The organism is Paludibaculum fermentans (genome assembly GCF_051172195.1).
Lineage (GTDB): Bacteria > Acidobacteriota > Terriglobia > Bryobacterales > Bryobacteraceae > Paludibaculum > Paludibaculum fermentans_A.
Genome location: NZ_JBPJAQ010000001.1, coordinates 5,446,729 through 5,473,284, shown reverse-complemented (window position 1 = coordinate 5,473,284; position 26,556 = coordinate 5,446,729). Strand labels below are relative to the sequence as shown.

Here is a 26,556-nt window from a genome sequence, read left to right as displayed (position 1 = left end):
TTCGGAAGCCGGAAGGGTCGATCGTACGCCCGTCCGCTAACCGTTGGCCGCCGCGCAGCATTCCTCCTCCGCCAACTCCCGCAGCATGGGCGTGACCGGCGATCGGCGAGTTTCGATCCCCAACTTTCGCATCTTGTAGATGAGCGTCGTGCGCGGCAGTCCGAGCAGGTTGGCCGCTCCGTCCTGACCTCCGATCATCCAGTTTGTTTTATGCAGCGTTTCCAGAATGTGTTCCCGATCGGCTTCGGCCAGTGTGCGCTTTGGCATCTCGATCGTTTCCTTCCGTGTGGGCGTCAGTCCCATATGGAGACTCAGCGCTGGGCCCGGGGAGAAGAGCACTGCACGCTCGATCACGTTTTGGAGCTCCCGGACGTTTCCGGGCCAGTCATGTGCCTTGAGTACCGCGAGCACGTCATCGGGAATCACATCGATCGTTTTGTTGAGCCGGGCAGCAAACCGCGCCACGAAGCACTGCGTCAGCGGCAGGATGTCCTGAATCCGTTCCCGCAACGGGGGCAAGTGGATTGGCACCACGTTCAACCGATAGAACAGGTCCGCACGGAACAGCTTTCGATTCACGAGCTGCGCGAGATCCTGATTCGTCGCCGCTACCACGCGCACGTTCACCCGCACCGTCTGCCCGCTACCCAGCCGTTCGAACTCCCGCTCCTGCAGGACGCGCAACAGCTTGGGCTGAATTTCGAGCGGCATATCGCCGATCTCGTCCAGAAATATCGTGCCGCCATCTGCGGACTGAAAGCGGCCCTTTGCAAGGCCCCATGCCCCAGTAAACGCACCCTTTTCGTGACCGAATAGTTCACTCTCCAGGAGCGCAGCCGGAATCGCCGCACAGTTCAGGGCTACGAAACGGTTGTTCCGCCGAGGACTGGCATCATGTATCGCCCGCGCGATCACTTCCTTTCCGGTACCCGTTTCGCCCTGCAGCAGGACGGAGGAATCCACTGGCGCCACTTTCTCCAGTTCCGCGAGCACAGCCCGGAATTTAGGACTAGACCCGATCAAATCTACAGGTGCCATTTCTCTCCTTTATGAAGACGAAGTCTTCTGACGAGCGCTGCGCACACGCAGCCGCAACCATCCGGCTGAGTCCATCCCTCATTTCCGGCAAAGTCCCGGCCGCGCCGACGGGTGAAGCCAGTTACAGGGAGAGCCTATCTACTGCAATTAGGCCACTAACGACTCCGGATGCCAATTGTACGAAGGTATCGATATACCCGGGATGGCACCGATACCAAAGTCTACTGGACGTTTTCCTGGCAACTTGAGATGGTAGGAACGAGAATAGACAGGGACGTGACAAAAGCGTCACCAATGTGGACACTATTGGGAGAACCAGATGCGACCCTCGAAATCGATCTCCCTTGCAAGTTCCGACCTCAACGAGTCACGCCACGTCTGTGCTTTGTTTAACAGTGAGGAAGAGGAGTATCGCATCCTGCTACCGTTTATTCAAAACGGTTTGGCATGCGGCGATAAAGCCATCCATATAGTCAACCCCAATCAGGATAGTGAACACGTAGAACGTCTTGCTTCGGCCGGAATCGACGCGGCGACCGCGCTGAGGACTGGACAGCTGGAAGTTCGCGCCAACACCGAGACGTACCTGCAGGACGGGCGATTTGATCCCGATCGGATGCTCGAAGTCTTCGAGCAGATTGCGGGTGGCGACCCGCAGCATGGATATCCCCTATCTCGCATCGTGTGCCGCATGGATTGGGCCGCGGACGGACGGACTCACGTCGACAACCTGATCGAGTTCGAAGCTCGCGTCAACGATATCTGGAGCCGGCATGATGATGTCGTGATCTGCACGTACCATCTGACCCAATTTAGCGGCGATGCCGTCATCGACATCCTGCGGACACACCCTTTAGTTCTCTTGGGGGGCATGCTGCAACGCAATCCTTTCTATATTCCAGCGGAGCAGTTTCTACCTGAGTTTCGGGCTCGGCGAGCGAGAGAGAATGTTCGACATTGTGGAGCGTAAGCTGGAAGCACCTGCAGAAGTGGCGAAGCTACGACGTTGCTTGAACGATCTGGTGAGTGTGATCGCCCTGCCGGGCTTGTGGACAGACAAAGATGCCGGAGAGATCGCCAGCACCGTAGCCGACGCACTGGCCGGAATCCTAGATCTGTCGTTTGTCCTGATCCAATTGAACGATGCGGACGGTAGGCCCTCTTTTGAAGTCATGCGCATGCCAGGTGCTTCTGAGAAGGCGCAGGATTTCTTCGAGGCGCTGTCCAGTTCCCTCGGCGGTTCTGCAGCTTCATGGCCTGCCAGCGCCCGGATCCCGGGCAGTGCTGCAGATCTAAACGTGGCGACTGCAAGGCTCGGCATTCGTGGTGAGCTTGGAACCATCGCCGTTGTAGCGGAGCGTGCCGGCTTCCCGGACCAGTCCGAAAGACTGATTCTGGATGTCTCGGCGAACCAGGCGGTAGTCGGATTGCAGCATGCATTCGTCCTTGGTGAACAAAGACGGCTCGCCAGCAGGCTGGAAGATCACGTCGCGCAGGGAACACGCGAACTCGCCGCGGCCAATGAACAGCTGAAAAAGAGCGAGGGCAATCTACAACTGATCATCGACAGAATTCCCGCGTTCGTCTGGTGCATGCTGCCAGATGGATCGAATGAATTCATCAGTAGGGCATGGCATGCACATACCGGTGTACCTCCGGAGGCGTCTCGCGGTTGGGGTTGGATGTCGGTGTTCCATCCGGAGGATCTTCCGGGGCTGATGAAGAAGTGGCAGGAAGTGCTGTCAGCCGGCAAACCGGACGAAACGGAAGCCCGGATACGGCGGCACGACGGCGCCTACCGGTGGTTTCTCATACGGACTGAGCCCTTTCGGGATGAATCCGGCGAGATTGTCCGATGGTACGGAACCAGCACAGACATAGAGGACCGCAAGCGCGCCGAACAGGCTCTTGAGAGCCGTGGGCAGGATCTCAGAATGGTCATCGATACGATCCCGACGTTATCGTGGTCCACCGACGCGACCGGCTCCGTCGAGTTCCTCAGCCGGCCGTGGCTGGACTTCACCGGCCTTTCGGCGGAGCAGGCGCTGGGGTTTGGGTGGGCGGTTGCGATTCATCCGGATGACGCTGCCGGTCTGTTGCACTACTGGCAATCGGCCCTCGAAGCGGGGACGACGGTAGACGTGGAAGCCCGACTGCGGCGTTTCGATGGGGCTTACCGATGGTTTCTGTTTCGTGCCAACCCGTTTCGAGATGAGACCGGCAGAATCATCAGATGGTATGGGACAAATATCGAGATTGAAGATCGGAAGCGGGCGGAGGAGGAGTTGCGCCGCAATGACGCCTTTCTCACCAAAGCACAGCGTTTGAGTTCAACTGGTAGCTTTTCCTGGGTAGTCAATACCGACGAAATCACCTTTTCGGAGGAAGCCTGTCGGATTTTTGAGCTCGATCGGACAACTCCGATCACGCTGGAGCGGATTGCGGCCCGTGTTCACCCGGATGATCTGCATTTGGTGAACGAGCGCGCCGCAGCGGCCCGCAGCACGGGCGAAGGGCTGGACTACGAGTTTCGTATTCAGATGCCGGATGGATCCATTAAGTATCTGCAGACAACGTCGAATGAGGCGGGTGGCGTGAATGGAAACCGGGAATACATCGGCGCAATTCAGGATGTCACGCAGCGCTGGGTGGCCGAGGAGGCGCTCAACAAAGCCCGTTCCGATCTTGCCCACGTTTCCCGAATCATGTCGCTGAGCGAGTTGACTGCGTCCATCGCCCACGAAGTCAACCAGCCGCTGTCAGGTATTATCACTAACGCTGGAACCTGCCTGCGGATGCTGAATGCTAATCCCCCCAACGTCGATGGTGCACGGGAGACTGCGCGGCGAACCATCCGCGACGGAAACCGGGCATCGGAAGTAGTGACGCGCCTGCGTGCCCTTTTCAGCAGGGGCGAGTTTAGCCCTGAATGGATGGATATGAACGAGGCCGCTCGAGAGGTGGCCGCGCTGTCGTTGGGCGAACTCCAACGAAACCGGGTAGCTGTGCAATTGGATCTTGCCGACGACCTGCCTCCGATCTTCGCTGATCGCGTTCAACTGCAACAGGTCATCCTCAATTTGCTCCGTAACGCTTCCGATGCGATGGCCGGAGTGCGCGATCGGCCCCGGCATATGCTCATCCGGACCGAATACGAGCACAACGGCAACGTGCGCTTGAGTGTGCGCGATGCCGGTGTCGGTCTCGACGCACAAAATCTTGAAAAACTCTTCGATTCTTTCTACACCACCAAGGAAGGTGGAATGGGGATCGGGTTATCCGTCAGCCGCTCAATCATTGAGAAGCATCATGGCCGTCTTTGGGCGGAACCCAATGATGGCGCGGGTGCAACGTTTTGCTTTTCGATCCCCCGTGGTACAGAGACAAACACATGACACGCCCACGCCTGCTAGTGTCAATTGTCGATGACGATGAGTCGGTGCGGGAATCGCTCCCGGATCTACTTCACGAACTTGGCTACACCGCCCGCGCGTTCTCGTCGGCGGAGGAGTTCCTCGTGTCGCAAGCGCTGGATGAATCCAAGTGCCTGATCCTGGATGTCGCCATGCCAAGGATGAGCGGGCCCGACCTTCAACGCGAACTGAAGCGCCGGGGGAAAGCCCTGCCGATCATCTTCATTACGGCGAACCGGAATGAGGCCATGCGCTCGCAAGTTCTGGCTGAGGGTGCGGCCGAGTGCCTGTACAAGCCCTTCAGCGATACCGCGTTGCTCACCGCGATCCACTCAGCGCTAGAGAAGCGCGGCTAGGCTGTAGGAAGCCGCAGCCCCAATTTCGTCGCGATCTTTACCAGATCTGCCAGGGAGGCCGCGTTCATCTTCTGCATGACACGGCCGCGGTGCGCCTTGACGGTGATCTCGGTGATTCCGAGTTCCGCACCGACTTGTTTATTCAACAGCCCGGCGACCACGAGCGCCATGACATCCCTTTCCCGCGGCGAGAGAGACGAGTAGTTTCCTCGCAGTTCCCGCAGGACCTCCTGTTCGGACAGTGCTGTGCGGCTGCGCTCAAGGGATTGTTTGACTGCTGTGACGAGCGCCTCGTTTGTGAACGGCTTCGTAAGAAACTCAACGGCCCCTGCCTTCATCGCCCGGACACTCATGGGGATGTCGCCATGACCCGTGATGAAGATGATCGGCATCTCAAGGCGCTCTTTCGCAATTCTGCCCTGGAGATCCAGGCCGCTGATGCCGGGCAGCGAAACGTCGAGGATCAGACAACTGGGCACAACAGGCGGCGGACGTTTCAGAAAGTCATCCGCAGTGCCAAAGGTTTCCGGCTGCCAACCTTCCTGAAGAATCAACAACTCGAGCGATTCCCGCACGGAAACATCGTCGTCAACAATGAACACGAGTGGCTGGATGTCAGGCATCTAGACAGAAGCGCCTCGGTGCGCTCATGAACCACGGCTTCGCGGACTGCGGCCAACTGCCTCGAACGGGCCCCAACATCAAGACCTCACACTGCCTTTAGTGGCGCCGGGGCAAGTGGAGGCGAGGCCGACAGCAGACTGCGGGGACGAAACCCAGCAACCTTGATTGATTATCTCTCAGGACCTCTGCGTGCCGTGAAGATGCACAACAAGCTGTCCACAGCCGGCACCCGAGCCAGATCGCAGCATACTTCCCTGGGCCTCATCCCACATACGTTGCCAGGTCTAGTTCGAATGCGTGGCCTTGCCAGGCAGGATCACCGGCTTCGAACCTGCTACGGTTCGCCCTGGCGATCTTTCGGAACAGCTGAAGTGCGGCGCGATCGTCACAGGCGACCGTGTCCTGATCGAGGTGTTCGCGGAACAGCTCACAGCGGAAGGCGCGAACGGTGTTGGGCTCTGAGAAGGCGGCGTTCATTTCTCCGTTTCCGAAGAGCGAAAACCGGTGCAGGTTGCAGGAGCCAACCGTGGCCCATTCGTCGTCCACCAACATGAGCTTGGCGTGGACATAGATCGATTTGCGATGACCATCCGCGCCTATGCCGGCAATGCCCGCCAACAGGAAGTTCGGGTAAGTTCCAAGCGTCATCCGGGCATTCAGAAACGCACGCCGTTCTGCCGGAACCGGCAAACGGACGTCCGGCTGAGCCGGCGTCAGTAGAACGACATCCACTCCGCGCTGGAGCGCACCAAGCAAGCAATCCACGATTTCAGGGACATCGACGTACTGGTTTTCGATATAGATCGACCGGCGCGCCGCATGGATGGCCGTACAATACTGATGGAAATTGGTTTCCTCACCCGAAGCGATATTGAACGAGATTCCTCCCGGCGATGCCTGAGTATTGACGTAGCGGCCCGCATGCGTCGTCCGTTGGATCTGCACGACCGCACTGCCGTGTTCAGCGGGGAGACGGCTTGGAAACGGCAGGTTGGCTGTGCTGCCCGCACCCCAACAGCCTTCGTTCACCAGCCTCTCGCTCGCTTCATTCCAGCGTTGTACGAAGTTGTGGTGAACGTCGACCGCCGAAGGCCCAGTCAACTCAATGAGGACGTCGTGATTCTGTCCTTCGCCGTCATGAGCAGGTGTAACCATGGAATGCGGATTCAGGTTAATCCCCCCGACGAAGGCCGTTTCATTTTCCGCTCCAGCATCGACCAGCCAGCACTTCTGGTGCTGACAGAAGCCTGGATGAGCGCGGTCCCAGCGGATGTTCACGCCCGATCGTCGCTGATGGAGCAGGTCAATCTGCTCAGGAGAACCCCAGAACGCGTTGCGCCTGAGTCCTGCGGTCTCTTCATCGGGCCGCCAACAAATGAGTCGAACATCGATACCGCGAGCGGCAGCACGATCGAGTACATCAAATAGGCTGCCCCGGCCATCCGGCATCTCGAAGGTTGGCCACAGGAAAGCCACCGTGAGCCAAACGCTGAATCGGGCCCCCTCGACGGCCTCGCAGATGCGGCGGAACGCAGGCTCTCCGTCAATCAACGGCCGTACAAGATTCCCGCGCCGCGTAGGATAGGAGCCTGATTGCACGAAGGGTATGGCGGCACTGCTCATCGGGGTGGTTATTCAGTTTCCCATTGACGAATACTGCGTTCAAGGTGAACGCCGGCTCGGACGGGACCACCGATATCCTGCTCCGGCGAAGGGGATCGGCTGATTTGTAGCGTCAGCGCGAATGATGGACGGAATTGGTATCCATAGACACACCGAACGGGAGAATGCGGAGCAACGAGAAGTTCGTTTCGCCCCCGGAAATGATGCTCGGCCCGCCGGTTCATTGTGCTGAGCGCATCGCATTGCCAACGTGGTATTGAGTGCCGGTCGGTGTTCCCTTCCCGTCGCGACCGGCTGACGTACCTGCCCCGGTTACGCGGGCAGGCGGCCCTCAGGAACCCCCCGGTTCGGGTTCATTGCCTGATATCGAATGACAGCCACCTGATTGGGGTGCCGCATGAGGTGCCGGTCCTGGCAGAAGTGATGCAGCGTGCTTGCCCTGTGTGGAAATGATCCCGATTCGGACCGGCATTGCGACAGACCCACGGTGGTATCAATGGTCCACCGCTGAGGCTCGTCGGTCAGGCGGAGATCCCTTCCGGGTTGCGGACAGGTCGTTCTGGCTCACGGCGGGTGGCGCTCCAGCTTGGGCGCGCCTGTTGAAGGAACCGGAAATGGAAATCGAACTTACGGGTAATGCGATGGCGATAGGCCGTCCCCGTCCCCGTTCGCCTTCTCGTTTAGCACCTGACCGTACTGCGACCAACGCCCTCACCTTACGGAAGCGCACCGCGCCGACGCAGGGCTTGGTCAGTCGACGGCATTCCCAGCCGATATACTAAATTGCTTCCGCGATCCTGATGATGACAGTGGCCGATTGGACCAAGAGCAATTGCGCCAGAACGGTTCCAACCAACCGGGCCCCCAGTAAAGAGGTGATGGCTCGCCGAAATCGTCCATCCGATATGCGTCCCTCGACCACGTCATCGGTCATCACCGACACCTGCGGATCGATGAAGACGAACATCAGGATCGTCGCCACGCCATTTATTACCGATGACAGGTTGCTACATGTCACGCGAAGTTCCGGTTTGAGATAGCCAGCGTAGAGCGACGCAAACACACCGAGCGTCCACAGCGCCATTGCGATGACGTTCAGCCCGATGATGCGCCACGATACGCCGGCACCTCCGCCAAGCTGTCTTAGGTTCTGTGTTGACGGAGCGTGCAGGTTCATGGCGACGCTGGCGATGCCGCGCCGGCTGAATACCTTGGCAATCAGGCGTGGCATCGACCGGTTTACCTGAAAGTGTAGAACGGCTGAACTGAACAGCCGCTGAAACGTGGGAATCAACAGAGCACCCACGACTGTCGCGATTGTCGCGGCGGCCAAGAGCCACCGGAAATCCGCGAGCATTGATGACGTCGGTGGCGCCACGCCCATCAGTCGGGACTCGATCCGCTTTGCCAAGAACGGCCCCTGGAACGAATTGGACGTTCGTGAAATGAGTGCGAGGATGTTGAACAGGGAGAAAGAAATCGCTATCCGCCGCGTTCTGATTCCAGCGATGCGGACAGCGTACGCAAGCGTTCCAACCACATGAATCACGAGTGTGAGGAAACAAATAAACAGCAGGTTGGTGTCCATGGCCGCTTGCTTATCTTCTCGCAAGTCCACAATACAATGGATGCAGCAGGAGCGGCGGCGGGCCTTGGACAAAGCCCCGCGAGCAGGCGCCCCTCGGAATCTCGGCGAATCGAGTCAACCACAAGTGATCGCCTTGCTCGACAACTAACTGGTTCACGACCGGAACGCTGTCACGTTCGTGCCACCTCGCGACTTACGGGTTAGGTGCGAGACGTCAGGAAAGGGTACCGCCCGCTTCGGTGCCACCCACTGCAGGGCATGCCGTTTTTCGTGAATTGAGCCTCCGCCTGGCTGCACCGGCGACGTGGAGTCTACCCGCAGTCCGCCCCCAGCGAGTCCCATATACGCACAAAGTCGCCGAAACCTTCGGCGGCCTTCAGTTGGCCCACTAGGTCATTCCGCTCGACAAACTGTGTTAAGACGTCGTCGTCGTTCTCAACCGCCTGCAAAAAGGCGGCACGGAGCTCGTTGACGGGGTATCGATCATGGGAAATCCACTGCACTGGGACAACGATCTTAGGCACGGTAAAAAGATGCCTCAGTCTCGTCCATATCGGGACGCCTGGGCATGTATACCTCAGTGTCCACTTAGTCTCGTCCGCGGCGTAAGCAGTGAACTCGAATTCCCTTGCAGAGTGCAGCCGGAAGAGGGTCCGTTCTGTCTTAACGGTCTTCTCGAGCTGCATCCAATCGCCATCCCCGTCACACAGGAAGACTGGTGCACAGGGTATCTCCGCGCAGAGCATCTCTTTGGTTTCGTTTCCTTCCACTACCCATTCTCGCTGTGGCTCGTCGCCGTGGGGTGTCTCAACTTCAAGGATGTGATCAAAGGCAACGACGGCGGGATCCACGTCTGTACCAATTCTAACCGGACGCCCCGTTGCTGGCGACCGGTGGCGGGAGGCCCTGTCCGCAGACCACGCATCCGGCGCTGGCAACCAAAGCCGGCAGACGGAAACTCGACATCCTTGATATGGAGTTGCAGAGGGAAGACCCGCTCTCCCTTGCGCTACCGTTCGGCGGGCCATCCTCACGCCAGCCTACGTTCCGGACCGTTCCCTGCCCCCATTAGTTGACGAGATCAACGAACAGATGCTCATCACGCTTGGGCACTGGTATTCCACGCCTCCCGAAGCTCCCGCCAGACCGCGCAGTCCGCTCAGGGACGCAGCCAGTACTCCGGCAAGCCATTCTTGGTGGCGCGCAGAATCTCCAGGATGGAGCGGCGATCTGCGCTCGAAAGTAACGCGAATTTGGGGCTTTGATCCTCTCCGGAGAGGACCTGCCAGAGACGCTGGTAGACGCGGTCTTTCATGGGCGGCGGCAGTTGGTCGAAGGCTTCGGAGTAAATGAGATAGCTGCAAGGGTAGCGCAGGAGCCGGGTCTTCAGGTCGAAATCGCGCAGGGAGCGGCCGGCTTCATCCTTCGGGCCCAGCCGGGCAAACGATTCCGCGAAGCCGGAGACCCCGGTGATTGGATCGGTGAGCCGCGCTTCTTCGGCGAAGAGCATGTACTTGACCAACTCCTCGGCCGCGGAGTTGATGCGGCGGACATTGGATTCGCTCAGTTCGCCTTCGGGCTTCTGCAGGAACTTACTCATCACGGCGTTGTCATAGAGGGCGAGGCGCGCCTCGAAGCCGACGCGGGTGACCAGGTTCGTCATGCGGGTCTGGTGTTCCAACACCATCAGCGCAACGATGTCGCTATGGGGCGTCAGGTAGGCGCCGGTATCGAAGCGAAACCGCATATCGGTCACATTCAGGCCATTGGGCTCCAGGGTGACCGGCTCATCCCGCGTTTGCACAATCGCATTGCCCATGTGCGTTTGAGAGCCATGCTTCCCGCTGACATACCAGCCGCCCCACCTTTCTCTCAAAGGGCTGCGGTGGTCTGTGACGAAGGACCCGGCCTGAAACACGGGCATCCCGGATTGCGACGGATAGACAGAGCGGACCAGCAGGCCGGGCACCCCCACAGTGGAGCCGTTCTGGTGACATTGCAGGCAAGTGTCCTGACGGTCAAAGTGCGGCTTCCCTGAGGGCTCCTGGTCGAGCGTGTAGAAAATCACGCCCTGCCTGGGATCGACCGCGGCAAATTCCAGCACGTCTCCGCCGCGAACCCAGCCGACCGCGACATTGTCGTTGAAGTAGATGGCGCGGGGCAGTTTCGGCGCGATGCGGGTCGCCTGAAAACTAGTTTTCGAGAAGACCAGAACCTGCGAGGCCGGGCGCACGGTCAAGGCTTCCAGAATGGATTCCAGGTAGCCATGACCCTCGCGGAACCTCAGTTTCAGGTTGCCGGAATCGATGCGCTTCTGCAGCCGCGCGACCGCGTCGTCGACAGGCAAGGCGGCGTATTGAATCGCAGCATGATCGAGCGGCACCACATAAGACCCCTCCAGCCCGCCGATGGCGGCGGCAGCGAGAGCCAAACCGATCAGGAGTACGCAGCTAATTTGCCGTTTGGACATGACAGAGAGATTCTGTTCTTTCACAGAGGGGACGAATCGGGCTGGGGTTGGCCAGGATGTCGGCGATGGTCGTTGAGCGGAAGGCCTCTTCCACGACGCCGACGGCCTCATCCAGTTTGCGGTGGAGCGGACAGAGGGAGGAATGCGACTTGAGGCCGAGCGGGCAATGATTGATCCGCCGCAGCGGATCGACGATGGAGATCACATCCAAAACAGTGATTGCTTCCGGAGCGCGCGCAAGCGTGAAGCCGCCATTCCGGCCGCGCTGCGCGCTGACGAGTCCGGCTCGGGTGAGCGGCTGCAGGACCTTGTTCAGGTAGTCCTGCGGAACAAGAGTCCGGGCGGCGATGGCCTGCGTCGTCCAGGGCGAGCTCCGGTCCGCAGCCAGCACGACAATGGCGCGGAGGGCATATTCCACAGTCTGTGAGAGCATGGGCCTATCGATAATATGATATCTGGATAAAGATATCAAGGTTTATTGATTGAACATACCCTGCCAAGCCAAAGGGGCCTCGCCACGGCACCCCGCATTCCCGCACCGCAACAAAGCAGCAGCCCAAGCGGTCCAGTCGCACGATCAATCGCTCAATGTCTTCCCGAGTACGTTTCATCGTCTCAGCGGCCACCCGAGAGGCTTCGGTCCAGAGCGGCTCCATTCACACTGTGTCGCTGAGCTCCCTGATTTGATTCCATACCTCGAGTTGCTTCCCGCCCTGATCAATTCTCAGAAATCTCATCATTAACCGCGGTTTTAGAGCGGACGAGCATGAATCTGTTCCAGCCCCCAAAGGACGGTCCTCGATTTGCGGCCGCCGCGGACCGGACCTGGACAACCTCTTGGCGTCTGCTCGCGTCGTCCGTCGGATAGAATCTTCGTGTGTTCCAAACTCGTGCTTTATTGCAGGCCACGCTCGTTAGCCTGTTGAGTGCGCCGGCGTGGGGTTCAGTGATTGCACAGGTGCCCGGCGGTTTCGTCCTGGATGGTTCTCTCGCAGAATGGCAACACGTGCCTCGCTTGCGTACGGAGGGCGAGCCGGGCACTCCAAAGGAAGAGGCGATTTGGGCAGCGCAATCGAACGACGGCATCGTTGTGGCCGGCCATGTGCCAAGTTCACGGCTGCGAGGACTCCAGATGGGTCCGGCTGGGGCCACAACGCTTCCGCTGATTGAAATCTGGCTTTCCGTCGTCGGCTCGCTGGAATTCCCGGAAATCAAGTATCGGGCTGAAGCCTGTGCCGCTCCCGGCGTCGACGCCCACCAGAAAGACGCGTGCATTCAATGGAGGAGCGATCAGGCTGCTTTCCGCGAGCGGCTTCAACGACAATTCATCCGCATGTGGCGTTTGAGTCCCACTGGAGCGCAGGAAGCCTATGCTCTCCCTGCATTCGATGGCTTGACGGAGGTGCAGCGCAAAGCCTTGAAATTTCCTCGGCCGGAGGGTTTGCCGAATCAGAAGTTCAAGACTCTTGCCGACGGGAGCGTGAATTTCGAAGCCCTCATTCCGTGGGAGTTGTTTCCGCCGGCTGACCGGGTCAGCATGGATAGACTGGGGTTGGCAGTTAAAGTATTGGAAAGGGGCACGACTGCCGGTGAGACAGATCGAGCCGACATACCGTCAATCGCAGTAACGCCCTCTATCACGGCCAGGGTTACCACTTGCGGACAGCCGCTGGTTGGCCGCAATCTGCACGGCGAGGACAAACCGGCGTTTTATTTCCTTACGCACTCGCGGGAAATCGAGAGCGCCTTCATCTTCCAGAATCCGGAAATCCCGTATGACACCATGCTGCCCAAGGAAGGCGAAGTATCGCCCATCGCCAGCTATCAGGACTTCTTCGCCCAGGAGCTGGACAAAGGCGAATTCCTTTGCGGTCCATTCATGAGCTATCGCAAGGGGGCGGTCACGAGACATTACCCGTTCCGGCTTGAACCTCCCGAAGACCAGGTTTCGAGTATGAAGCTGCGTCCCTTCCCAGTGCGGCGCCTTCCCGATGGGTCTCGCCTGATTCAGTATGGCCCTGACCAGTCCCATGGTCCCTTGTGGCGTCGCGGCTATGCTGCGTACTCCTTGGTGTTGTACGTATTGACGCCGTCGCTCGATACATATGAAGCATTGAACCTGGGCGCATGGTCAGACAACGGGCGTGGGTATGAAGTTGAAGTTTCCGGCGATGGGCGAATAGTCAAGGAATTCCGCCAGAGTATCGAAGGCGCCTGGACAGCCCAAAGTTTTTGCCTCGCCTCTCACACGTACCGAAGCTGTGGGCAGGATCCGAAGTCTCTACCGCCGAGGAAGCGAGTCCTGACGCCGGACGAGTAGGAATGGAACTGGCCGGAACGGATAGTGAGAATTAGCGTGCCCGTTCACCTGAAGGCGCCGATGTCGGAAACCAAACAGTTGAATATGCGGATCGTGGATCCACTGCGCCGGGACTCGGGTTGGGTAGCAGCGGATAGTTGGACAATTCCCTCGTGATCGTTTGCGGCAGGCTGATCGGGATTTGCTGAGACTGGTTGTCGCGGGGTTCTGCCTCTGGGAATGGAGTTCTGGCTGGATCCCCGGAAGGCCACTTCGCCTAGATCACACCGGGCTTGTCGAGAATTATTGTGAGTTGGGCGGGATCGTCACCCTTGGCCGGAGCAAACGGCGCCGGTCGCGAAGGGCCGTCCACACCCCGGAACGATGCCGCCAGGTTCCTCCTCATGCTCCTTTCGTTTTGATTTGGATCCTGACCACAATCCTTACTTCGGGTCGGGTATGGTCAGCGGAGTGTCCTTGGAATCGACAACGAACACCGCCAACAGGCTGGCGGGGGCCTTGTCGCTGGCATTCTCACTGATGCGGTGGTGGGCGCCAGGTGGTTCGTAGAAGCTCTCGCCGGCACGAAAGACCTTCGCGGGCTGATCGTCCACCTGGCTGCGAATGGCGCCTGACAACACGTAAGCATAGATGAACGCGGACCCGGCATGGTGATGGGCCGGCGACTTGGCTCCGGGTGGATAGGTGACGACGACAGCAACCATGGACTTCCCTTCGGCGTTGGGGAGGGCGTGTTGAAAGACGGGTTTCACCTGCTCGGCGTTCTGCGCCAGGCCGGGGGGCACCGCTACTGCCAAGGCCGCTAACGCGAGCCATAAGAAGTCTGTCCGCATTGTTCTCCGCATACTGCCTCCTTCCTCTCAGATGCCGGAACTGCCTGCGTCGCACGCACTATTTCGAATCGGGAAAGGGGGACTCAAGAATCCACTCGCACATGTTGGGGTTCTTAAAGCCGTGGATAAAGCGCTCACAGACGGCCGCGTTCACGGTGCCGTACGTGGTTTCCGGCTTGTGCGCAAAGCCGGCGAAATAGGTCTCGAGAAAACCTTCCTTGAAGTGGTTGCGCGGGTATTTCACCACGATTTCGTGACGCAGGTCCGAGGGAAACTCTTCGAAGCCTTTCCCAAGGACATCGAGGCCGACACCCGAATACAGCAGTGCGATTTCGGGACGCATGTGATGTGTGATCCCCGGGGTGGTGTGCAGGGCGATCGCCTGCCAGGCTGTCTGGATCTGTTCCTCTGGGATCTTGTGGGCGGAAAGGAACTGGCGTGCGGCGTTTGCGCCGTCAACTTCAAAGCGTTCGTGGGGGCTGGAGAATTTATCGGTGAGACCCAGATCGTGAAATGCGGCGGAGACGTAGAGCAGTTCCGGGTCGAAGCGGAGTTTTTGTTGACGGCCCTGCTCGGCGGCAAAGAGGTAGACGCGCGTGGAGTGATTGAAGAGCAGGTCGTTGGCATGCTCCCGCAGGATCTGCGTGGCCTCCTTCGCGAGTAAGGAATCGGGAATGGCCAGGGATGAATTGTAGACTGACATGGATTGTTGCTGCATCCTTTCCAGGTAAATGCCGGACCGAGTGAGGGGTCGTGCGCCCGGCCGTCCAGCGCACCCGCGAGATCCGGGCTAATTCCGTGATCCCTCCGGCTGCCGTGGGCCTTTTTGCGTCCCTCACAACTCCACTCTAGGGTCATGCGGGCCGACGGGCCACGACGCGGATCAGTCAATTTAGGACATGCCGGCATCAGCGGGCAGCGGCCGCCGGAAGCGTTCCTTGTACTGACCAGCGGTCACGTGGAGCACGCGCGAGAAGGTCCGGCGCATGGCATCGGCTGTTCCGAAGCCGCAGCGGTCGGCGATCTCCTTCAGGCCGAGGTCCGAGCTGTCGATCATCTGTTGGGCGGCTTCCACTCGCATCCGGTCGACGAACTGGCCCGGATTCATGTTGGTTTCGCGCAGGCAGACGCGCGTGAAGTGCCGGGGACTCATACCGATGCGGCCAGCCAGCTTTTCCACCGTAAGATCTTCGCGCAGGTTCTGCAGCATCCAGACCTGCAGTTCGCGCAGCGGCTTGGAGGTCACTGCCTGGTGGGAGAGCATGTGACTGAACTGCGACTGTCCGCCCGGGCGGACGAGGAACATGACCAGGGTTCTAGCGATGCGCAGGGCCACTTCATGGCCATGGTCTTCTTCCACCAGCGCGAGGGACAGATCGATTCCGGCGGAGATGCCAGCGGAGGTATAGATATTCCCATCCTTGATGAAGATGGGGTCGGGTCGCACGATGGCGAGTGGGAAATCCCTGGCCAGGCGGTCACAGAGGCGCCAGTGGGTCACGACCTGTTTGCCGTCGAGCAGTCCGGCCGCGCCGAGCAGAAAGGCGCCTGTGCAGATGGACGCCACGCGCCTGGAGCGGTGAGCGGCCTGTGTAATCCACCCGACGAGTGCGGCATCGTAGGTCCCGGTTTCCGCACCCGGCCCTCCGGCGACCAGCAGGGTGTCGATGGGATCGTCGAGCTCCGAGATGGGGACCGCCTCGGTGAGGGCCACTCGACGGTGGGTCTGCAGCGTCCGTTCCGGCCCGGGCGTCGCGATGATCACGTCGTAGTCTTCGGCGCTGGAAAACACCTCGAGCGGCCCCGCGACGTCGAGTAGATGAACCGGCGGCGCACCGACAATGACCACGCTGCGCGTTGGAGGCATCCCTGAAATCGTATTTTCACATACCGGCGGGAAGGGGCAGGCGTGGGGATGAGCGTGGGCTGGCGCGGGAGCGTCCCGGGGAAGACGCCGCTGAGAAGGTCAATGCCGGGCGGGCGCAATCGACTGGTTCGACGGTCAGCGGCTGGCCGGCTTCCCTTGCTATCCAAGTTGCGCGTCGAAGACGTGCTCGGGATGTTGGCGCGCATACCGTACCCAGGCTTCGTAGATCACGGACTCATCCTGGGCCAGGTCGGCTAAAGCCTCAGCACGGTTGTCCAACTCCTCACCTCGTTCCCGGAGTCCCGCCCGCTGGAGGATGTCATACGGACTGCCATCCGCCTCCGTGCTGTGCGCCAGCAGCGGGATCATCAGCTCCCTGGCTTCCACAAAGCATGCCGCAAGTTCGTGCAGGCCTAGCTCTCGAAGTCCCGCTTCCGTAGCCATCACCAAGCCGGGTTCCCCGAAATTCCCGAAGTGCCACGTCATGCTGTCGAGGGTGAGGCTGATGTCGAGCCAGTGGGTCGCGGCCATAGCCCTGAGCCCAGGCGATAGGTTCGCTATATTTGCCGCGAAGAAACCATCTTCACCGTAAGGATTTCCGCTGGCACGCTCTGTCAATATGCGCCATATTTCCTCAAGGAGATCAGCGTCGCTCAGTTCGAGCGCTCGCCAACTCGGCTGGCTAGTGTCGTCTTCCATGCACGCATCATAGAGGAGTTGATGCGCACTGATGGCCGCCTGCGAAAGTCGACCCCCGCCGGGCAAGCGGCCCGCGAAGGGTCGATTCGGGAGAGCATTCATCCCCAGGCGACCCGCGGCGGCCCAGGACGGAATGCGCACCCGCGACGGCGCTCTGCCCGACCTCAGCGCCGGCTTTGTAGGATTTCGCTAATTCCTTGCAGCTTCTCTCTCACGGATTCCCGGTGGCCGCGGTTAGGATTGCTGCATGGAGCAAACACAAATGAAGACAACCGAGCGCCGTGCCCTGCGGGGATCCACCTGGTTCATCACGGGCATTGGCCGTGGTTTGGGCCGCCACATCGCCCTGGAAGTGCTGCGCGGTGGAGGCCGGGTGGCCGGCACGGTCCGCAACCGGACGCACGCCGATGAGCTGCACCGGCAGTTCCCGGGCCAGCTTTGGACAGCGGAGCTCGACTTGTCGGATTTCGTCAATATCCCGGCAACGTTCCAGGCGGCGGCCGCGCACTTCGGCCGTATTCACGCGGTTGTGAACAATGCCGCCTACAGCCTGCTGGGCGCAGCCGAGGAGCTCCAAAGCGAAGCCATCGGCCACATTGTGGCCACGAACCTGGTGGGCTCCATCGAACTGGCGCGGGCCGCGGTGGCGCACATGCGGCCGCTGGGCGGGGGCCGTCTTCTGCAGGTTTCCAGCAGCGCCGGCCAGGCGGCCTTTGCCGGCCTGTCACTGTACTGCGCTACCAAGTGGGGCATTGAAGGCTTCATCGAATCGCTGGCCCAGGAGGTCGCCGGATTCGGAATCCAGACGACCCTGGTGGAGCCCGGCACCATCCGGACGGACTTCGGCTCCTCGGGCGTGGTGAGTCCGGCGCTGGATGCCTACCGCGACGGTCCGGTGGGCCTGATGCGTCAGATGGCAACCGGCGGCTACCTCGCACCGGGCGATCCGGCGAAGATGGCCAGGGCGATTGTCGACACCTTCGAAGCCGACACCGCCCCGCCACGGCTCTCGCTGGGCCAGGACGCTTATGGCTACATCAAAGCTGCGCTGTTGAACCGCCTGGATCAACTGGAGCAGTACAAGGTCCTCGACACCGACTGCGACCCGGAGCCGGAGGCAGCGGTCACTGCCCGGTAACATGGAGGAGATGGGGCGCGACGCGAAATCACTCTGCAGCGAGGCCCGGCGGATTGTGGCGCGCCATTGCCGCCAGGATGGCCTCGCCCTGCAGGTGCTGCCCGGCCTGCACCTGATGCGCTTCGGATGGAAGAGCCAGCCGCTGGTCTCGACCCAATTGCCCTGCATGGCGTTGGTGCTGCAAGGCGCCAAGAGCGTGGAGTTCGGGACGGTCCATCTTGAATATGGGGTGGGCCAGTACCTGCTGACCTCCATCGACATACCCGCCACTTCGCGGATCGTCCATGCCAGCCGGACGCAACCGCTGCTGGCCGTGGGCGTGGATCTCGATTGGCTGGAATTCAACCAGTTGATGCAACGCTGCGGCGACCTGCCCCGCCTGGCTCCACAGCCGGGGATCAGCATCTTCGAAGCCGATGGCGATCTGCTGGAAGCCGTGGTGCGGCTGCTGCGCCTGCTGGATACTCCACAGCATGCCGGCCCGCTGGCTCCGCTGGTGCGGCAGGAGATCCTTTACCGCCTGCTGACCGGCGCCGCCGGCGCACGCCTGCTGGAGATCTGCCGTCATGGCAGCCCATCCAACCGGATTGCATCGGCCACACGGTGGATCCAGCAGCACTACGCCGAAGGGTTCCTGGTGGCGGACCTGGCGCATCACATCGGCATGAGCCCGACCTCGCTGCACCAGCACTTCAAGGCGGTCACGGGCCTGACACCCATTCAGTATCAACGTCGCATCCGGCTGCAGGAGGCGCGCAGGAGCATGTTGCTGGAGTCGCTCAACATCGGCGAAGCGAGCGTGCGGGCCGGGTATGAAAGCCACTCACAATTCAGCAAGGACTATCGCCGGTACTTTGGCCGCCTGCCCAAGGACGACCTGGCGGCGCACTCACGCGGAGCGGTGCCCCTGCTGGCCTACCTGCCGGAAGCCACAGCACGATCCTGAAATGGGCTGACCAGCGTAGCGAAGGGTAGGAGAAGAACTCTCGTGTTCCGGGCGGGGATGGCCTGGCGGATGGCAATAACCCGGTGAGGACGTCGTGGTGGACGTCCCCGCCTGGATTGCCTCCGATCAGTGCGCTGCTTTCGTAGCTCGTAGCTGAAAGCTGGCCCTCCCGTCACGCCGCTGGATCCCAACGATTCGCCCGGGCTAATAGCCGTTTAGCAGGTGCCGCTTCTTACAGAGCACGCAGATGGCCAGGAGTCGCCTGGGCTCTTTGGCTTCGAGTTCGGCAGTGCCTGACTGCAGCGGAGAACCGTAAACTCAGGCGCAACAGCATTGCTTAGGACAGAAACCAGGTCAGTTCCAGGAAGGTGGGTGGATGCGAGGTGGATGACCAAATCACGTCAGGTGGCAAGTTATGGTCATTTCCGGCAACGGTCTGTCCCCCAGGTGTCCGGGCGGACCAGATGGTGGTTCCAGTTCGGCGCTCGACACGAATGCAAGGTCCGCCATGGCAAGCGAAGGATTTGTAGCCACGCGAGCGGGGGACGAGAGAAGGCCGGGCAAGCGGTTGCCCGAACGCGGCCGGAATTGGGTCGAGACGTGCACTTACAAGTCTCCGTCGACCCGGGGATGGGCCTGGGTGGGAATACGCCGAAGCCGGTCCGGATTGCTGCTTGCGGCCAGGAGAGAAGTCGCCCCGCGGCCATGCTCTCCAGGTCTCCACGACCGCGGCGCTCATTCCGGGCGAAGACAAGGCGGACGATTCGCAGCCGGAACAGAGGACCCACCTGAAGTGGGACACCGGGCGGACGACAGAAAGGACCGACCTCATGGAAGAGACCAGAACAGTCCGGAAGATCGCATTCGTTGGAGACCACATACCGCGTAAATGCGGGATTGCGACATTCACGTCTGATCTGCTGGGCGCCATTGCGAGCACGCACCCGAGCAGTGAGTGCCGTGCCGTTTCGGTGACCGACTTACAGGGGGAGTACGAATACCCCGATGTGGTGCGCTTCGAGATTGACGAGCAGGATGAGCGCTCCTACGCAGAGGCCGCCCACTTCCTGAACGACAGCGAGGTGGAGGTCGTCTGTGTGCAGCATGAGTTCGGGATTTACGGCGGTGCGGCGGGCGCCCACCTGCTAAATCTGATGGCACTGTTGGAGGCGCCCATTGTGACCACGCTGCACACGGTTCTTCGCCAGCCCAATACGGATCAGCGCCGGGTGATGATGGAGATCATCGACCGGTCGGCCCGACTGGTGGTCATGAGTGAGCGGGGCCAGGGCATCCTGCAGGAAACCTACAATGCGCCGCGGGCCAAGATCGACCTGATCCCCCACGGCATCCCGGACGTGCCGTTTGTGGAGCCGGACTGCTGCAAGGGCCAGTTTGGGCTGAGCGGCAGACGAGTCCTGCTGACGTTTGGGCTGTTGTCGCCGAATAAGGGAATTGAGACCGTGATCAAGGCGCTGCCGGAGATCGCGGCCGAGTTTCCAGATGTTGTGTACGTCGTGCTGGGCGCCACGCATCCGAATGAACTACGCACCCGGGGCGATGCGTACCGCCACCAACTGGAAGCCCTGGTGAAGCAGAGCGGGGTCGAGAGCAATGTCCTATTCTCGAATCGCTTCGTTCCGCTGCAAGAGCTCACTGAGTACATTGGAGCGGCCGATCTCTACATCACTCCCTATCTGGAAGAGGCGCAGATCACATCCGGCACCCTGGCTTATGCCTTCGGAGCCGGGAAAGCAGTGATCTCGACACCCTACTGGCACGCCGCCGAGTTATTGAAGGATCAGCGGGGCGTCCTGGTGCCGTTCGGCGATCCCATGGCGATTGCCAGGGAGGCGAAGGATTTGCTGCGGAACGGATCGCGATGGAATGCGATGCGACGGCGCGCCTATGGATTGGGGCGAGAGATGATCTGGAGCAGCACCGCCCGGCGGTATATGCAATCGTTCCTGCTGGCCCAGCGCCCGGCCATGAAGGCGATGTACGCAGTGGCCCATGGGTCAGGAGCCGATGTGCGCGAACAGGGAATGCCACGGTTCAACCGGGAACCTCTGTGGCAGGAGACCGATGCCGCGAGGGCTGACCGGTGGTAGCCGATCAATGGGCGCGCCGATGAGCCAACTCACCTCCGACGCGGCCAGTGAAGCCGCCCGGGACCACCGCCCGCTGGGCGCCATTGTTGTCGCGCATCCGGACGACGAGATCCTCTGGTGTGGCGGCTACCTGCTCGCCCATCCCGAATTCCACTGGCGCATCGTCACGCTTTGCCGGAAGCTCGACTCCGACCGGGCGCCCAGATTCCGGCGCATCCTGCAGCAATTTGCCGCTGATGGAGAATTGGCTGATCTGGATGATGGACCGGACCAGGCTCCCTTGCAGGAGGACCAACTCAATGGCACCGTCGCCCGGCTGTTGGGTGGCGACCGCTACGACCTGATTCTCACGCACGGCCCGATGGGCGAGTATTCGACGCACAGGCGGCATTCGGAATGTTGCCGCGCGGTAGCCGCCCAGTGGGTGGCCGGGGTGATCGACACGCGGCGCCTGTGGATGTTCGCGTATACGGACTGCGGAAGGGCTTATCTGCCACGCGTGCGGGAAGACGCCGATTGGCGGGATGTGCTGCCAAGTGAGATCTGGTTGGAAAAGCGCCGGCTGCTCACAGAGGTTTATGGGTTTGCTCCGGATAGCTGGGAAGCACGAACCACCCCGAAGGAAGAAGGGTTCTGGTGCTTCGACTCAGTCAACGCTGTCGAGGAGCGTCTGTCGGAACGAGGACAAGAACGTTGAAAGTGCTTGTATTGACGGAGTACCCGCCCTCAGCGGCGGGTCTCGCAACGCAGGGGGAACTATTCTGCAGGGGCCTGCTGGATGCAGGCGCGGATGTCCATCCAGTGCACTTCGAGTCGCCGCAGGAGAAGGAGTGGTACTACCGGTGGTTCCGGCCTGACGTGGTGGTCGGCATCGGGTTCTGGGGCCACGTGCCACATCTGGTCCTGCACCCGCAGCTATTCGGGATGACCGCCGTTCCCTGGCTGGTGGCGGATGGCTATGTAGCCGATCATCACGAGGTACTGGACGCCCTGCCGCTGGTCCTGGTGACTTCCAACTGGGTGAAGGAGACATATATCCGCGATGGCCTGAGCGGCCATAACATCGAAGTTTTGCCGGTGGGCTGCGACACCGACTCCTTTATCCCGCGCGGCGCCGACGACCCGAAGGTGCACTCCATTCGCGAAGCGTTGGGTGTCAGGGACGGCGAGCAGATGATCCTGACCGTGGGTGGAGATGCCGCGTCGAAAGGCGCCCAGGAAGTGATGCGGGCGCTGGCGCTGATCCGCAGTGAAGCGCCGCAGTGGAAGTATGTGTGCAAAGTCTGGCCACAGCCTCGAACCTTGCAACAGAATGTGGCCGACCTGCAGCTAGCCACCCAACTGGGCATCGAGAAGAACGTCATCTATTCGACCAACGTGGTCTCTCACAATTTCATGCCCTACCTGCTGGATGCTTGTGACATCTACGCCGCGCCCTCGCGACTGGAGGGGTTCGGGATGCTGCAAGTGGAGGCCAATGCGTGCGGCAAGCCTGTGCTGGCGGTTCGCGCCATGGCCTTCCTGGATACCTTGGTCCACGGGGAAACGGCGTTTCTGGCTGAGGTGGCCGAGGAGATCAAGATCAAGGAGGGGATCTTCGGCGAAGGGCATGGAATCGACACCGGCCATCGAATCGTGTTCCCCACCCCGCGCACCGTGGAGTACCGGGCCAGTGTCGAGGATCTCGCCAAGTACCTTCTCGAACTCATGCGCGACGAAGGACTGCGGCGGCAGATGGGGGAAGCCGGGCGAAAGCGCGTCGTCGAACGGTTCGACTATCGACGCGTAGCCAGGCGCTTTCTGGAGATTGTCTCGGACCGGCTTGGGATCCAATGAAGCGCGGAACGCGAGGGGCATACTCCAATGGATGACAAGTCAGCAGCGGCGATCGACCGGGCGAAGGAGGCGGCCCTTCAGGTACTCCTCCACAATGCGCACGGGCCTTTCCAGGGACTCCCAAGGACTGCGGGCTGGGGCTATCCCGAACCCTACACGCGCGATCTCATGATCTCGGCCCTCGGGATCCTGGTCACCGGCAACGAGGTGTTGACGGATGCCCTGCGGCGCACGCTGAAGGCCCTGGCCGCCAATCAGACCCCGCTGGGCCACATCCCTTCGCTCGCCAACGACCCCAATGACAGGGGAGCCAGCGATTCAACTCCGCTCTTCCTGCTGGGGCTGGCCTTGTTCCGGCAGTCGGAATACGAACCGGCCTTCCTGGAAGAAGCGGCGGCCAAGGCGCTGAGATGGATGCAGTACCAGAGCCCCGACGACATGGTGATGGTGGCGCAGTTGCCGACAAGCGACTGGCGTGACGAGCAATGGGTGCTGGGCTACGGACTCTTCGTGAATACGCTGGTATACGGCTACCTCATGCTGTTTGGCGAGCACGAATCCGCGGCACGCCTGCGCGGACTGATGAACCGGTTGGAAGTGGTGAGCGACGTTCGCGACCCGCACGTGCATGAGGGCCTGGTGATGCCGTCCAGACCCTATTACGCCCTGTACTCTTACAAGATCTATAACAGTGATCGCTTTGACCTGTTGGGTAACAGTCTCGCCATTTTGACGGGCATTGCCTCGCGCGAACGGTCCAGGAATATGATTGCCTGGGTGGAGGCCGAGTGCCAGACGATGTGGGAGACCGGCGATCTGGCCGTGAACCTGCCGCCTTGTCTGTTCCCGTTTATTCTGCGGGACGACCCCGACTGGCGGCCCCGCTACGAGCAATACAACCGGCCTGGCGACTACCACAATGGGGGCGTTTGGCCGTTCGTCTGCGGCCTGTACATAGCCGCCTGTGTGGCCGCCGGACGCATGGGGTTGGCGCGTCGCAAACTGGTGGCCCTGACAGAACTCGTAAAGCCGTGGCATGAGAACGAGGCCGAGTGGGGCTTCAATGAATGGATCAAGGCACAGACCGGCCAGCCCAGTGGACGAGACTGGCAGACGTGGTCGGCTGCGATGTACCTGTATGCCGCGGAATGCGTGCGGCAGGAGCGAACGCCGTTCTTCGAGGAGATGCGCCATCGCAATCGAGGCACGGTGAAAGAACGGCCGCTACAAGCAGAATCCGCGGGCGGCCCCACCAATCAATAGACCGGATGGCGCACTAACGACGTAGTTTCGGAGGCAACATTGTACGGTAGTCGTAAGTTGGGGTTTCGCTTACTTCTATGTTGTGCACCCTTTCCACAATCAGTTGCGCCGGGTACGACCCCAAATGTCCGTATCCAAAAACAATCCCGGAATTGGATACCGTCGCGACGTCCAAACACCTGCCTTGTCAGATTTCGCCTCTTTTCGCGGCGCTGCCGGCGGCCTCCGCGGCGCGGTAGGCCAGGGCCTGGATAGTGGCAGTGGGCTGCTGGCGGCCGCTGGTGACCAGGCTGCTGCCGTCCACGATAAACAGGTTGGGTACATCATGCGCCCGGTTGAAGCGGTTGACCACGGAGCGGGCCGGATCATTACCCATGCGCATGGTACCCATCAGATGCGCGCTGACCCCGATGTCCTCCACGGGGTAACCCCAGATTTGAGTCGCCCCGGCCGCTTCCAGAATTTCCACCTGGCGCTGCCGTGCCCACTCCAGGTTCTTTCTGTCGTCGGGATGTAGCTGGAAAGTGAGCCGGGGCACAGGCAGCCCCCAGGCATCTTTGACTGACGGATCGAGATCCACCCGGTTTGTCTCCACCGGCAACGAAGTGGTGTGCGACAGCGTGGAGAAGGTGTGGTTGAAATAATGGCCGAGCATCTTCTTGTACTCGGAGCCCCATTGCGGACCGGAAGGCGGCAGGCCGTCCAGGCCGAAACTGATGGGGAACCAATTGAACCGCGCATCGATGCCGGCGCCGCCATAGAAGCCGCGCTTGGGGTCGGCCGCGTAGTAGTCATGAATCACGCGCGACACCTGCACGCTCTTATATTCGTTCAGGGGATGTTCGAACAGGCCGCTGACGAAGGCGCCCAGGTCCCACATGAAGTTCTTCCCGACCATACCGCTCGAATTGGCGAGGCCCTGCGGAAAGCGCTTCGACGGCGACATCAGCAGCAGCTTGGCCGATTCGACGCCATTGGCGGAAAGGACGACAGCACGGGCACGCTGGAAGACCTCGCGGCGCCGGGCGTCGAAATAGACAGCGCCGGTTACCCGTCCTTCGTCATTGCTTTGGATCCGGCGCACATAGCAGCCCGAGCGGATCTCGCAGCGCCCGGTCTTCTCGGCCATGGGGATGACCGAGGCCAGGGTGCTGGATTTGGCCCGCATCTCACAGCCGAAGGTCTCGCACCATCCGCAATGGCTGCAGGCACCGCGGCCGCGATAGGGTTGCGAGAGGACAGCCATGGGCGCGGGAAAGGGGTGCAGGCCCAGCTTTTTCGCCGCCCGTTCAAACAGCACTCCGGAAGACTTCACCGGCAGCGGCGGCAGGGGATACGGCTTCGATCGCGGACCCTCGAAGGGGTTCGCCCCGGCGAGTCCGGAGATCCCGATTTCCCATTCGGCCTTGGTGTAATAGGGCTCGAGTTCATCGTAGGTCACCGGCCAGTCGGCAAAGCTGCTGCCGGGCACGTCGCCAAAGACACTGCGCTCGCGGAAATCGTCAGGATGGAAGCGCCAATAGTTGGCGGTGAAATGAACGCTGCCTCCGCCTACCAGGCGTCCGTAGGTGTAGCGCTGTTCGACTCTGGCCGTCTCAGAATCATTGGATCGGAAGGTATTGGGCTGCAGCTTCGAATTGTTGGCAATGCTGTGCTGGTAGTTGACGGCCAACTCGTCGTGGGTGAAATCCTTCTCTTTCACATAGGCGCCCTGCTCCAGCACAACGACGGAAAATCCGGCTGTCGAAAGCTCCTTCGCGACCACTCCACCCGCGGCTCCGGAGCCGATAACCACGAAGTCGACCAGTTCAGAAGGTTGGTAGACAATCACTTGGTTTCTCCGTCGTAGAAGCCGAATGGCGGCTGGAACGTCATGTTGTGCTCGAGGCCGATGTGGGCCCAGCCCACCAGCCCCTGGTTGCCGCCCCAGGCCGGCGCGGCCAGGAAACCCATGATGGTGTGCGTACGCAGGAGCTTGAAGAACGCCGTCTGTTCAATGGCCTTGATCAAGGCGATGGCTGGCGCGTTTTCGAGACCGGCAATGGAACGGGACTGCGGAAACAGCTCCGCTCGTTTCTTCTGTGTCGCGGCGAGTCCGTCGCGGTAGAGGCCCCTCTGGTCGCGGTCGAAGGTCTCCAAAGCGCGATCAATGAAATGAATGCACCCGGCCTCCCGGGCGCCCGGTGTTCCATCCGAAGGAATGATCTGCGCCGCGAGCGCCTCTATCTCGGGTGCGTCGCCCGCGCTTAGATAGCGGAAGGGCGTCTTTGAAGCCTGCGCGGCGTGGGCGTGCTGCTGCGCCTGCGCGATGTCTAAAAGTGTGGCAGCACTGAGGGTACTGAGCAGCAGGGAGCGGCGCGTCACCAGATCCATCCTTAGGAGCTTACTATGACGCGGGGTGGCGAACAGTTTACTTGACCGTGTTAGGAGT

At 60.7% G+C, this 26,556-nt stretch carries 24 protein-coding genes; 10 read left to right on the top strand and 14 right to left on the bottom strand.

Annotation, left to right across the window (positions count from 1 at the left end; translation table 11 throughout):
- Nucleotides 1-36 precede the first annotated feature (36 nt).
- Nucleotides 37-1,038, bottom strand: coding sequence for a sigma-54 interaction domain-containing protein (locus ACR9Y2_RS22010; RefSeq protein WP_435043811.1), 1,002 nt, complete (start codon nt 1,036-1,038; stop codon nt 37-39).
- Nucleotides 1,039-1,357: 319 nt separating this feature from the next.
- On the opposite strand from ACR9Y2_RS22010, the gene ACR9Y2_RS22005 reads away from it, so the two are divergent.
- From ACR9Y2_RS22005 to ACR9Y2_RS21995, 3 genes are read left to right on the top strand one after another with little or no spacing between them, the layout of a single operon-like run.
- Nucleotides 1,358-2,008 (top strand): MEDS domain-containing protein, encoded by a 651-nt coding sequence (locus ACR9Y2_RS22005; RefSeq protein WP_435043810.1) that lies wholly within the window; start codon nt 1,358-1,360, stop codon nt 2,006-2,008.
- Complete coding sequence (locus ACR9Y2_RS22000; RefSeq protein ID WP_435043809.1) at nt 1,986-4,433, top strand: PAS domain-containing sensor histidine kinase; 2,448 nt, start codon at nt 1,986-1,988, stop codon at nt 4,431-4,433. The genes ACR9Y2_RS22005 and ACR9Y2_RS22000 overlap by 23 nt, the downstream gene beginning before the upstream one ends.
- Nucleotides 4,430-4,807: a response regulator transcription factor gene (locus ACR9Y2_RS21995; protein WP_435043808.1), complete on the top strand. Its 378-nt coding sequence runs from the start codon at nt 4,430-4,432 to the stop codon at nt 4,805-4,807. Before ACR9Y2_RS22000 ends, ACR9Y2_RS21995 begins: the two co-directional genes overlap by 4 nt.
- Here the strand turns inward: ACR9Y2_RS21995 and ACR9Y2_RS21990 are convergent.
- The 6 genes from ACR9Y2_RS21990 to ACR9Y2_RS21965 form a co-directional block, all read right to left on the bottom strand.
- The gene (locus tag ACR9Y2_RS21990; protein ID WP_435043807.1) at nt 4,804-5,430 is read right to left on the bottom strand and encodes a response regulator transcription factor; all 627 of its coding nucleotides are present in this window, start codon (nt 5,428-5,430) and stop codon (nt 4,804-4,806) included. The two genes, ACR9Y2_RS21995 and ACR9Y2_RS21990, sit on opposite strands and share 4 nt — an antisense overlap.
- Nucleotides 5,431-5,692: 262 nt before the next feature.
- Nucleotides 5,693-7,054, bottom strand: coding sequence for a phospholipase D-like domain-containing protein (locus tag ACR9Y2_RS21985; RefSeq protein WP_435043806.1), 1,362 nt, complete (start codon nt 7,052-7,054; stop codon nt 5,693-5,695).
- Nucleotides 7,055-7,832: 778 nt separating this feature from the next.
- Nucleotides 7,833-8,642, bottom strand: a complete 810-nt coding sequence (locus tag ACR9Y2_RS21980) for a lipid II flippase Amj family protein (protein ID WP_435043805.1) — start codon at nt 8,640-8,642, stop codon at nt 7,833-7,835.
- 311 nt (nt 8,643-8,953) lie between these two features.
- On the bottom strand, nt 8,954-9,493 hold the full coding sequence (locus tag ACR9Y2_RS21975) for a hypothetical protein (RefSeq protein ID WP_435043804.1): 540 nt from the start codon (nt 9,491-9,493) through the stop codon (nt 8,954-8,956).
- A gap of 308 nt (nt 9,494-9,801) precedes the next feature.
- Nucleotides 9,802-11,112: a hypothetical protein gene (locus ACR9Y2_RS21970; RefSeq protein WP_435043803.1), complete on the bottom strand. Its 1,311-nt coding sequence runs from the start codon at nt 11,110-11,112 to the stop codon at nt 9,802-9,804.
- Nucleotides 11,093-11,545, bottom strand: coding sequence for an RrF2 family transcriptional regulator (locus tag ACR9Y2_RS21965; protein WP_435043802.1), 453 nt, complete (start codon nt 11,543-11,545; stop codon nt 11,093-11,095). Before ACR9Y2_RS21965 ends, ACR9Y2_RS21970 begins: the two co-directional genes overlap by 20 nt.
- A 525-nt stretch (nt 11,546-12,070) precedes the next feature.
- Between ACR9Y2_RS21965 and ACR9Y2_RS21960 the strand changes: the two genes are divergently transcribed.
- Nucleotides 12,071-13,432 (top strand): hypothetical protein, encoded by a 1,362-nt coding sequence (locus tag ACR9Y2_RS21960; protein ID WP_435043801.1) that lies wholly within the window; start codon nt 12,071-12,073, stop codon nt 13,430-13,432.
- A 256-nt stretch (nt 13,433-13,688) separates the two neighbouring features.
- On the opposite strand, the gene ACR9Y2_RS21955 is transcribed toward ACR9Y2_RS21960, so the two are convergent.
- The 5 genes from ACR9Y2_RS21955 to ACR9Y2_RS21935 all read right to left on the bottom strand — a co-directional run bounded on the left by ACR9Y2_RS21955 (nt 13,689) and on the right by ACR9Y2_RS21935 (nt 16,663).
- The gene (locus ACR9Y2_RS21955) at nt 13,689-13,817 is read right to left on the bottom strand and encodes a hypothetical protein (RefSeq protein ID WP_435043800.1); all 129 of its coding nucleotides are present in this window, start codon (nt 13,815-13,817) and stop codon (nt 13,689-13,691) included.
- A 37-nt stretch (nt 13,818-13,854) separates the two neighbouring features.
- Entirely contained in the window at nt 13,855-14,265 is a 411-nt protein-coding gene (locus ACR9Y2_RS21950; RefSeq protein ID WP_435044893.1) for a cupin domain-containing protein, read from the bottom strand.
- 58 nt (nt 14,266-14,323) lie between these two features.
- Nucleotides 14,324-14,968, bottom strand: coding sequence for an HD domain-containing protein (locus ACR9Y2_RS21945; protein WP_435043799.1), 645 nt, complete (start codon nt 14,966-14,968; stop codon nt 14,324-14,326).
- Between the two features lie 189 nt (nt 14,969-15,157).
- Nucleotides 15,158-16,132: a GlxA family transcriptional regulator gene (locus ACR9Y2_RS21940; RefSeq protein WP_435043798.1), complete on the bottom strand. Its 975-nt coding sequence runs from the start codon at nt 16,130-16,132 to the stop codon at nt 15,158-15,160.
- A gap of 159 nt (nt 16,133-16,291) precedes the next feature.
- The gene (locus ACR9Y2_RS21935) at nt 16,292-16,663 is read right to left on the bottom strand and encodes a hypothetical protein (RefSeq protein WP_435043797.1); all 372 of its coding nucleotides are present in this window, start codon (nt 16,661-16,663) and stop codon (nt 16,292-16,294) included.
- Nucleotides 16,664-17,093: 430 nt separating this feature from the next.
- Between ACR9Y2_RS21935 and ACR9Y2_RS21930 the strand changes: the two genes are divergently transcribed.
- From ACR9Y2_RS21930 to ACR9Y2_RS21905, 6 genes are all read left to right on the top strand, one after another.
- The gene (locus tag ACR9Y2_RS21930; protein ID WP_435043796.1) at nt 17,094-17,969 is read left to right on the top strand and encodes an SDR family oxidoreductase; all 876 of its coding nucleotides are present in this window, start codon (nt 17,094-17,096) and stop codon (nt 17,967-17,969) included.
- A gap of 10 nt (nt 17,970-17,979) precedes the next feature.
- Nucleotides 17,980-18,915 carry an AraC family transcriptional regulator gene (locus ACR9Y2_RS21925; protein WP_435043795.1) on the top strand — a complete coding sequence of 312 codons (936 nt, stop codon included), beginning with the start codon at nt 17,980-17,982 and terminating at the stop codon, nt 18,913-18,915.
- A 674-nt stretch (nt 18,916-19,589) separates the two neighbouring features.
- The gene (locus ACR9Y2_RS21920) at nt 19,590-21,026 is read left to right on the top strand and encodes a glycosyltransferase family 4 protein (RefSeq protein WP_435043794.1); all 1,437 of its coding nucleotides are present in this window, start codon (nt 19,590-19,592) and stop codon (nt 21,024-21,026) included.
- Between the two features lie 19 nt (nt 21,027-21,045).
- Entirely contained in the window at nt 21,046-21,723 is a 678-nt protein-coding gene (locus ACR9Y2_RS21915; protein WP_435043793.1) for a PIG-L deacetylase family protein, read from the top strand.
- A 2-nt stretch (nt 21,724-21,725) separates the two neighbouring features.
- A complete protein-coding gene (locus ACR9Y2_RS21910; protein ID WP_435044892.1) occupies nt 21,726-22,862 on the top strand; it encodes a glycosyltransferase family 4 protein in 1,137 nt (378 codons plus the stop codon).
- A 27-nt stretch (nt 22,863-22,889) separates the two neighbouring features.
- Entirely contained in the window at nt 22,890-24,125 is a 1,236-nt protein-coding gene (locus ACR9Y2_RS21905; protein WP_435043792.1) for a glycoside hydrolase 100 family protein, read from the top strand.
- A gap of 187 nt (nt 24,126-24,312) precedes the next feature.
- Here ACR9Y2_RS21905 and ACR9Y2_RS21900 read toward each other — a convergent pair whose 3' ends face one another.
- Together ACR9Y2_RS21900 and ACR9Y2_RS21895 are read right to left on the bottom strand one after the other, a co-directional pair.
- Nucleotides 24,313-25,956 carry a GMC family oxidoreductase gene (locus tag ACR9Y2_RS21900; protein WP_435043791.1) on the bottom strand — a complete coding sequence of 548 codons (1,644 nt, stop codon included), beginning with the start codon at nt 25,954-25,956 and terminating at the stop codon, nt 24,313-24,315.
- Nucleotides 25,953-26,498: a gluconate 2-dehydrogenase subunit 3 family protein gene (locus ACR9Y2_RS21895; protein ID WP_435043790.1), complete on the bottom strand. Its 546-nt coding sequence runs from the start codon at nt 26,496-26,498 to the stop codon at nt 25,953-25,955. Before ACR9Y2_RS21895 ends, ACR9Y2_RS21900 begins: the two co-directional genes overlap by 4 nt.
- Between the last annotated feature and the right edge of the window lie 58 nt (nt 26,499-26,556).